The organism is Acidimicrobiales bacterium, from assembly GCA_036399815.1.
In the GTDB taxonomy this organism is placed as follows: Bacteria; Actinomycetota; Acidimicrobiia; order Acidimicrobiales; family DASWMK01; genus DASWMK01.
The window spans coordinates 24,591-31,837 of the sequence record DASWMK010000212.1; the positions used below are offsets into that span (position 1 = coordinate 24,591).

Annotated in this window: 7 protein-coding genes; 6 read left to right on the plus strand and 1 reads right to left on the minus strand. The window is 74.8% G+C overall.

Annotated elements, in window-relative coordinates; genetic code table 11:
- The first annotated feature begins 3 nt into the window (after positions 1 to 3).
- The 6 genes from VGB14_15860 (at position 4) to VGB14_15885 (ending at position 6,122) form a co-directional block, all read left to right on the plus strand.
- Positions 4 to 735, plus strand: a complete 732-nt coding sequence (locus tag VGB14_15860; GenBank protein ID HEX9994404.1) for a sugar phosphate nucleotidyltransferase — start codon at positions 4 to 6, stop codon at positions 733 to 735.
- Positions 736 to 749: 14 nt separating this feature from the next.
- Complete coding sequence (locus VGB14_15865; protein HEX9994405.1) at positions 750 to 1,973, plus strand: DegT/DnrJ/EryC1/StrS family aminotransferase; 1,224 nt, start codon at positions 750 to 752, stop codon at positions 1,971 to 1,973.
- On the plus strand, positions 1,970 to 3,844 hold the full coding sequence (locus VGB14_15870) for a beta-galactosidase trimerization domain-containing protein (protein ID HEX9994406.1): 1,875 nt from the start codon (positions 1,970 to 1,972) through the stop codon (positions 3,842 to 3,844). Before VGB14_15865 ends, VGB14_15870 begins: the two co-directional genes overlap by 4 nt.
- Positions 3,841 to 4,884 (plus strand): alcohol dehydrogenase catalytic domain-containing protein, encoded by a 1,044-nt coding sequence (locus VGB14_15875; protein HEX9994407.1) that lies wholly within the window; start codon positions 3,841 to 3,843, stop codon positions 4,882 to 4,884. Before VGB14_15870 ends, VGB14_15875 begins: the two co-directional genes overlap by 4 nt.
- Positions 4,885 to 4,956: 72 nt before the next feature.
- On the plus strand, positions 4,957 to 5,445 hold the full coding sequence (locus VGB14_15880) for an Rrf2 family transcriptional regulator (GenBank protein HEX9994408.1): 489 nt from the start codon (positions 4,957 to 4,959) through the stop codon (positions 5,443 to 5,445).
- Positions 5,446 to 5,483: 38 nt separating this feature from the next.
- Positions 5,484 to 6,122, plus strand: coding sequence for a helix-turn-helix domain-containing protein (locus VGB14_15885; GenBank protein ID HEX9994409.1), 639 nt, complete (start codon positions 5,484 to 5,486; stop codon positions 6,120 to 6,122).
- Positions 6,123 to 6,240: 118 nt separating this feature from the next.
- On the opposite strand, the gene VGB14_15890 is transcribed toward VGB14_15885, so the two are convergent.
- Positions 6,241 to 7,247 (minus strand): zinc-binding alcohol dehydrogenase family protein (locus tag VGB14_15890; protein ID HEX9994410.1); only part of this gene is annotated, 1,007 nt, incomplete at its 5' end.

The following is a 7,247-nucleotide window of genomic DNA, read 5'->3' on the forward strand; positions in this document are numbered from 1 at the left end:
CCGATGGAAGCGATCGTGATGGCGGGTGGCCTGGGAACCCGGCTCCGGCCGTACACCAACGTCCTGCCGAAGCCGCTGCTGCCGGTCGACGGCGTGCCGATCCTCGAGATCATCCTCACCCAGCTGCGCGACCAGGGCTTCGACAAGGTCACGCTCGCCCTGTACTACAAGGCGCAGTCCATCCAGAACCACTTCGGGGACGGCCGCTGGCTCGGCCTGGACATCCAGTACTCGGTCGCCGACCGCCTCCTCGGCACGGCCGGCCCGCTCGGGCTCATCCCCCAGCCCGAGGAGCCCGTGCTCGTCTGCAACGCCGACCTCCTCACGAACATCGACTTCGCCGACGTGATGGCCTTCCACCGGGCCCAGGACGTCATCGCCACGATGGTCCTCTGCAAGCTGCCGATCCCGATCCAGTTCGGCGTCGTGCAGCAGTCCGGCGGGCGGATCGTCCGCTACGACGAGAAGCCCACCCACGAGGTGCTCATCAACGCCGGCATCTACGCCATCGACCCGTCCGGTTGGACCCGCCTGACCCCTGGTGGCTACCTCGACATGTCGAGCCTCATCGAGCGGGGGATGGCGAAGGGCTACCCCATCGCCACCTACCTCCACGTCGGCGAGTGGCTCGACATCGGGACCGTCGACCAGTACCACCGTGCGGAGCAGATCTTCCGGGAGAACCGGTCGCGCTACCTGCGCACCCCGTCCGACCTGCAAGCGACCCACGCCTGATCTCGGAGGACGCAATGGCCCTCGACACCCTCGAACGACCGCGGGTCGCGACGTCGGCCCGCACGACGACCGCCCCGCCGGACTGGCGGGTCACCCTCTCCGACCTCGTGATCGACGAGAACGAGGTCGAGGCCGTCGCCGCCGTGCTCCGCTCCCGCTGGCTGTCGGCCGGGCCCGTCACGCGGGCCTTCGAGCGGGAGTTCGCCGCCGTCCACGGCGTCGAGGACGCCGTCGCGGTGAGCAGCGGCACCGCCGCCCTGCACCTCGCCATGCTCGCCCTCGGGATCGGCCCGGGCGACGAGGTGATCGTCCCGTCGCTGAGCTTCGTCAGCGCCGCCGCCGTCGTCGCCCTCTGCGGCGGCACGCCGGTGTTCGCCGACGTGGCCGACACCTGCGACCTCACCGTCGACCCCGCCGACGTCGCCCGCCGGGTCACCCCCCGCACGAAGGCGATCGTCGCCATGCACTTCGGCGGGTTCGCCGCCGACATGGACGGCATCCTCGCCGTCGCCCGCCGCCACGGCCTGGCCGTCGTCGAGGACGCGGCCCACGCCCCCGGCGTGCGCACCGGCGCCGGCGCCCTCGGGACGATCGGCGACATCGGCTGCTTCAGCTTCTTCGCCACGAAGAACGTGGCCACCGGCGAGGGCGGCATGGTCGTCGCCCGCGACCCGTCGGTGCTGGCCCGCATCCGCCAGCTGCGGTCCCACTGCATGACCACGTCGTCGTGGGACAAGCAGCAGGGCCGCCCGGCCGGCTACGACGTGGTCGGCCTCGGCCTCAACTACCGGCCCACCGAGATGTCCTCGGCCCTCGGCCGGGTGCAGCTCTCCCGCCTGCCCGACGACCGGCGCCGCCGCTGCGACCTCACCACGCGGTACCGCCGGCTGCTGGCCGAGCTGCCGGGCGTGGACCTGCCGTTCTTCCACCGCACCGGTGACAGCGCCTACCACCTGATGCCGCTGCTGCTGCCTGACGGCGTGGACCGCGAGTGCTTCCAGGAGCAGCTGAAGCGCCACCGGATCCAGAGCAGCGTCCACTACCCGCCCTCCCACCTGTTCTCGCACTACCAGGCGGCCTACGGGTACCAGCCCGGCGACCTCCCGGTGACCGAGGACGTGGCGGCCCGCGAGGTCACCCTCCCGCTGCACGCGCGGATGCGGGAGTCCGACGTCGACCTCGTCGCCGGCGTGGCGGCCATGGCGCTCGCCCGGTGCCTGGGGACCGCATGGGTGTGAGGTTCAGGTCGGCCGGCGGTCGCCTGACCCGGGACGGCCAGCCGTTCCTGGCCGTGGGGGTCGACTGGCACCCGAGCTACGCCGGGTGCGGGTTCTGGCGGGACTGGCGCCCGGAACGGGTCGCCAGCGATCTCCGGGGCATGGCGGCCGCCGGCTTCACCACCGTGCGCTTCTTCGTGTTCTGGGCCGACGTCGAGCCCGAGGAGGGCCGCTACGACGAGGTGGTCGTGGGCCGGGTCCGCGAGCTGGTGGAGGAGGCGGGCCGGCACGGGTTGGCCTGCGTCCCCTCCCTGCTCACGATCTGGATGAACGGCCAGCTGTTCGACCCGCCCTGGCGCAGGGGCCGGAGCCTCTGGACCGACCCCGACGTCGTGGCGCGCGAGGAGGCCTACGTGGCCCACGTGGCCGGCGCCCTCGCCGGCCTCGACAACGTGCTCGCCTACGACCTCGGCGACGAGGTCATGCACGTCGACACGGCCGAGTCGGCCAGGCTGCCCAGGGAGGCGGTGCGGGCGTGGCACACCCGCCTGGCCGACGCCATCCGCCGGGCCCACCCCGGCGCGCTCGTGCTCCAGGCCAACGAGGCGTCCGGCGTCGTCGGCGCGCACGGCTTCGGGCCCGACAACGCCGAGGGGCTCGACCTCGTCGGCATCCACGGGTTCCCGACCTGGTCACCGTTCGCCATCGAGTCGACCCTGTCGTACCGGGGGACGAGCTTCGTGCCGTTCCTCGTCCGGGTGGCGTCGGCGTTCGGCACCCCGCTCGTCGACGAGCTGGGCAGCTACGGCACCGGCGAGGAGGTGGCCGCCGCCTACCTGCGGGCCGTCGCACCGGCCGCGCTGGCCGCCGGCGCCAACGGCCTGCTCGTGTGGTGCTGGCAGGACATCGCCTCGACGGCCAAGCCGTACGTCGAGCGGCCGACCGAGCGCTTCGTCGGCCTGCTCGACCTCGAGGGCCGCCCGAAGCCGGCGTTCGCCGAGCTCGCCGCGGTGGCGCGCGACGCCGCCGACTGGGCCGGGCTCGAGGTGCCGCCGTCGCCGGTCGCCGTCTACCTCCCCGAGCTGTACCGGGTGCCCGAGCACACCTACCTCCAGGCGGACGCCAGCGGCGCGCCCGGCCTGTTCGGCGCCTACCTCCTCGCCAAACGGGCCCACCTGCCCGTCGAGTTCGCGCGGGAGCCGGCGCCCCACCACCGCCTGCTCGTGTGCCCGTCGCTGCGCCGCATCACCCTGCCCGACCAGGAGCGGCTCACCGCCTTCGTCCGCGACGGCGGCACGCTCCTCTACTCCCCCGGCGACCACCTCCACGGCTACGGGGGCGAGGAGCTGTTCGGGGTGCGCACGGTCGACTTCACCGTCGACGCCGACGCGCACGGCAGCTTCACCTGGCAGGGCACCCGCCACGACCTCGACTGGTCGGCGCTCGGCGCCCGGCCCCACGTGCCGGTGATCGCCGCCACCTCCGCCGAGGTCCTCGCCACCTTCCCCGACGGCTCGCCGGCGCTCACCCGCAAGGCGGTCGGCCGGGGGACGGCGCTCTACCTGAACGCCCCGTTCGAGGCGCTGCTCGACCGGCCCCACGCGCTGGAGGCCGGCCCGTGCGAGCGGCTCTACCGGGACGCCGCCGCCCTCGCCGGCGTGACCCCCGAGGCCGACTGCGACCGGCCCGAGGTCGAGCTCACGCCGGTCGTCGTCGGCGGCCGCCGGGCGGTCGTCGCCGTCAACCACGGCGTCGCGCCCGTCACCACCACCGTCACCGCGACCGGCCCCGACGGGTCGCCGGCCGTGTTCCGCCTCTCGCTCGACGCCAAGGGGGTCGAAGTGCTGACGCTCGACGTCCCGGCGCCCGCCACCTCCGGGAGCCGGTCGTGAAGGGGGTCGTCTGGAAGGGGGCCAGGGCCGTCGTCCTGGCCGAGGACCTGGAGCGCCCCGAGCTCCGCGACGACGGCGACGCCATCGTCCGCGTGACCCGGTCGGCCATCTGTGGGACCGACCTGCACCCGTACCGGGGCGAGATCCCGGGGTTCCTAGAGGGCACCGTGCTCGGCCACGAGTTCGTCGGCGTGGTCGAGGAGGTCGGCCCGGCCGTCACCGGCCTGCGGCCGGGCGACCGGGTCGTCGCGTCCGACGTGGTGGCCTGCGGCCGCTGCTGGTGGTGCCGGCGGGGCTGGCACTACCAGTGCGAGCAGGTGACCCTGTTCGGCTACGGCGAGGTCGTCGGCCCGTACCTGCCCGGCGGGCAGGCCGAGTACGTCCGCTCGCCCTTCGCCGACGTCGTGCTGGCGCCCATCCCCGACGGGCTCTCCGACGAGCAGGCGCTGTTCGTCGGCGACATCCTGACCACCGGGTTCACCGCCGCGTCCGAGGCCGGCATCCGGCCGGGCGACGTGGTCGCGGTCGTCGGCTGCGGCCCGGTCGGACTGTTCGCCACCATGTCGGCGCGGTACCTCGGCGCCGCCGTCGTGCTCGCCGTCGACCCCGACCCGGCCCGCCGGGCCGCGGCCGAGGCGGCCGGCGCCCGGCCCGTGGCCCCCGGCGACCTGGCCGCCGCGCTCCGCGACGCCACCGCCGGCCGGGGGGCCGACGTGGTGCTCGAGGCCGTCGGCAGCGACGCCGCCCTCGCCTGCGCCATCGAGGCCGTGCGGGCCAAGGGCACGGTCGTGGCGGTCGGCGCCCACCACAGCCCGGCGTTCCCGCTGCACACCGGCACGGCCTTCGGCAAGGAGCTCACCCTCCGCTGGGCGGTCGGCGACCCCATCAGCACGAGGGACCAGCTGCTGCCGATCCTGCTCGCCGGCCGGATCGACGCCACGAGCGTGATCACCCACCGGATGCCCCTGGACGACGCCGTCGCGGCCTACGACCGGTTCGACCGCCGGGAGGCCACCAAGGTCGTCCTCGAGGTGTCCTGACCTGCGAACACGTCCTCACAGGGCGTGCCGATCCCTTTACAAAGAGGGTCCACGAGGAGTACTATCCGGATAATGCAACTCGGAGAAGGCGTCGAGTGGGCACTGCACTCTTGTGTGCTGCTGGCCTGCGTACCGGGGGGGAGAGCGCTGCCTGCCAGCCGCCTCGCCGAGTACCACGGCCTGCCCGCTGCCTATCTCGCGAAGCACCTGCAGCAGCTCTCCGGAGCGAGGATCCTGGAGTCGACCAAGGGCCGCGTGGGAGGGTACCGCCTGGCCCGGCCGGCGAACGAGATCACGCTGCTGGATGTCGTCGAGGCCATCGAAGGCAGCGCCCCGGTGTTCCGCTGCACGGAGATCCGCCGTCGCGGGCCGTGCGCCGGCACCCCCGGGGCCTACCCCACCATGTGCGGTGTGGCGTGCGCCATGGAGCGGGCCGAGGCGGCGTGGCGGTCCGAGTTGCGATCCCAGACCGTCGCCGACCTGGTCGCTTCGACCGTGATGGGGGCACCACAGCCCGTCCAGGTGCGGTCGGAAGAGTGGCTGGCGGAGGCGACGCGCTGACCTGACCCGACGACCGACGAGAGGAGGAGGAGGACCCCGTGACTGCAGCTCTGGTCGACCGTCCCGTGACGGGCACGGTCGATGTCACCCCGCAAGTACCGCTCGACGGCCGCCTGGCCCGCTCGGCCAGGACGTTCTTCGCCGTCGTCGACGCCCTCCTCGGACTGATCCAGGAGGGCAACCTGCGGCCGACCGCGGCCCAGGTGGCCGAGCGGGCTGGTGTGTCCCGCCGATCCGTGTACCTGCACTTCGACAACATCGAGGCGCTGCTGGCGGCCGCGGCCGACCGCCACGCGGTGCGGACCGCCGACCTGTGGGTCGGCCCGTCGTCCCAGCTGCCGCTCGACGAGCGGATCGACGAGCTGGTGCGGCGCTGGTCGGTCGCCCTCGAGGAGGTCAGCCCCATCCGGCGGGCCCTCTCCCTGCACCGCGATACGTCGGCGGGCGCGGCCCGCTGCCTGCGCCTCGCCAGGGAGTCCGCCGTGGGCGAGCTGGAGCGGGTCTTCGCTCCCGAGCTCCGCGAGCGCAACCCGCACGCCCGGGCCGAGCTGCTGTGCGCGGTCGAGATGACGACCAGCTGGTCGATGTGGGAGCAGCTCCGCCGCCAGCAGGGCCTCCCGGTCGACGAGGCGATCGCCGTCATGGCCCGCATGCTGCGCTGCCTGTTCGCTTCCTGATCCCGACTTCTGCCTCGGCCCCCGAGCCGGGTACGGACGGCTCAGAGGCCGGGGCAGGAGCGACCCGGCGAAGCGCAGCCCGACGACCGCACGACCTCCGTCGTGCGGTCGTCCCGCGTCAGGGGGCCGGCGCGGCGGCGTCGGCCGCGGGGCGGCTCACCCGGACGACGGCCGCCCCCGTCACCCGGCCGGCGGCCAGGTCGGCGAGCGCCCGGTCGGCCGCCTCGAACGGGTAGGCCGTCGTCGCCGGGCGCAGCGGGGCCCGGGCCGCGATGGCGAGGAGCTCGGCGGCGTCGCGCCTCGTGTTGGCGGTGACCGATCGCAGCTGGCGCTCCTGGAACAGGTGGGCCTCGTAGTCGAGGGGCGGGACGGTGGTGAGGTGGATGCCGGCGACGGCGCACGTGCCGCCCCGGTCCAGGGCGGCGAGGGCGACGGGCACGACCTCGCCGGCCGGCGCGAACACGACGGCCGAGTCGAGCGGCGCGGGCAGCGGGTCGGCCACGTCGCCGGCGGACGCGGCGCCGAGCGCCAGCGCCAGCGCCCTGGCCTCCGCCGAGCGGGTCCGCACGTGGACCTCGGCCCCCTCGTGCAGCGCCACCTGGGCGGCGAGGTGCGCGGACGCGCCGAACCCCCAGATGCCGAGCCGGCCGCCGGCCGGGAGGGCCGACCGGCGCAGCGCGCGGTAGCCGATGATCCCGGCGCAGAGCAGCGGGGCGGCGGCCTCGTCGTCGAACCCGTCGGGCAGCGGGTGGGCGAACGCCTCGGGGACGACGGCGTGCTCGGCGTAGCCGCCGTCGTCGTCCCAGCCGGTGAACCGGGGCGCGAGGCACAGGTTCTCGTCGCCCCGCCGGCAGAAGCGGCACGTGCCGCACGTGGCCCGCAGCCAGGCGATGCCGATGCGCCGGCCGGGCTCGAAGCGCCGGGCGCCGGGGCCGAGCGCGTCGACCACGCCGACGACCTCGTGGCCGGGGACGACGCCGGGGCGGCGGGGCGGCAGGTCGCCCTCGGCGAGGTGCAGGTCGGTGCGGCACACCCCGCAGACGGTGACCCGCACCCGGACCTCGCCGGGGCCCGGCTCGGGCACCGGCCGCTCGACCAGGCGCAGGGACCCCGGCGGCGGGCCCG

Excerpts from the sequence above, each read along its gene's own strand:
- VGB14_15860 (HEX9994404.1), top strand. The coding sequence starts at position 4 with ATGGAAGCGATCGTGATGGCGGGTGGCCTGGGAACCCGGCTCCGGCCG.
- VGB14_15865 (HEX9994405.1), top strand. The coding sequence starts at position 750 with ATGGCCCTCGACACCCTCGAACGACCGCGGGTCGCGACGTCGGCCCGC.
- VGB14_15880 (HEX9994408.1), top strand. The coding sequence starts at position 4,957 with ATGCAACTCGGAGAAGGCGTCGAGTGGGCACTGCACTCTTGTGTGCTG.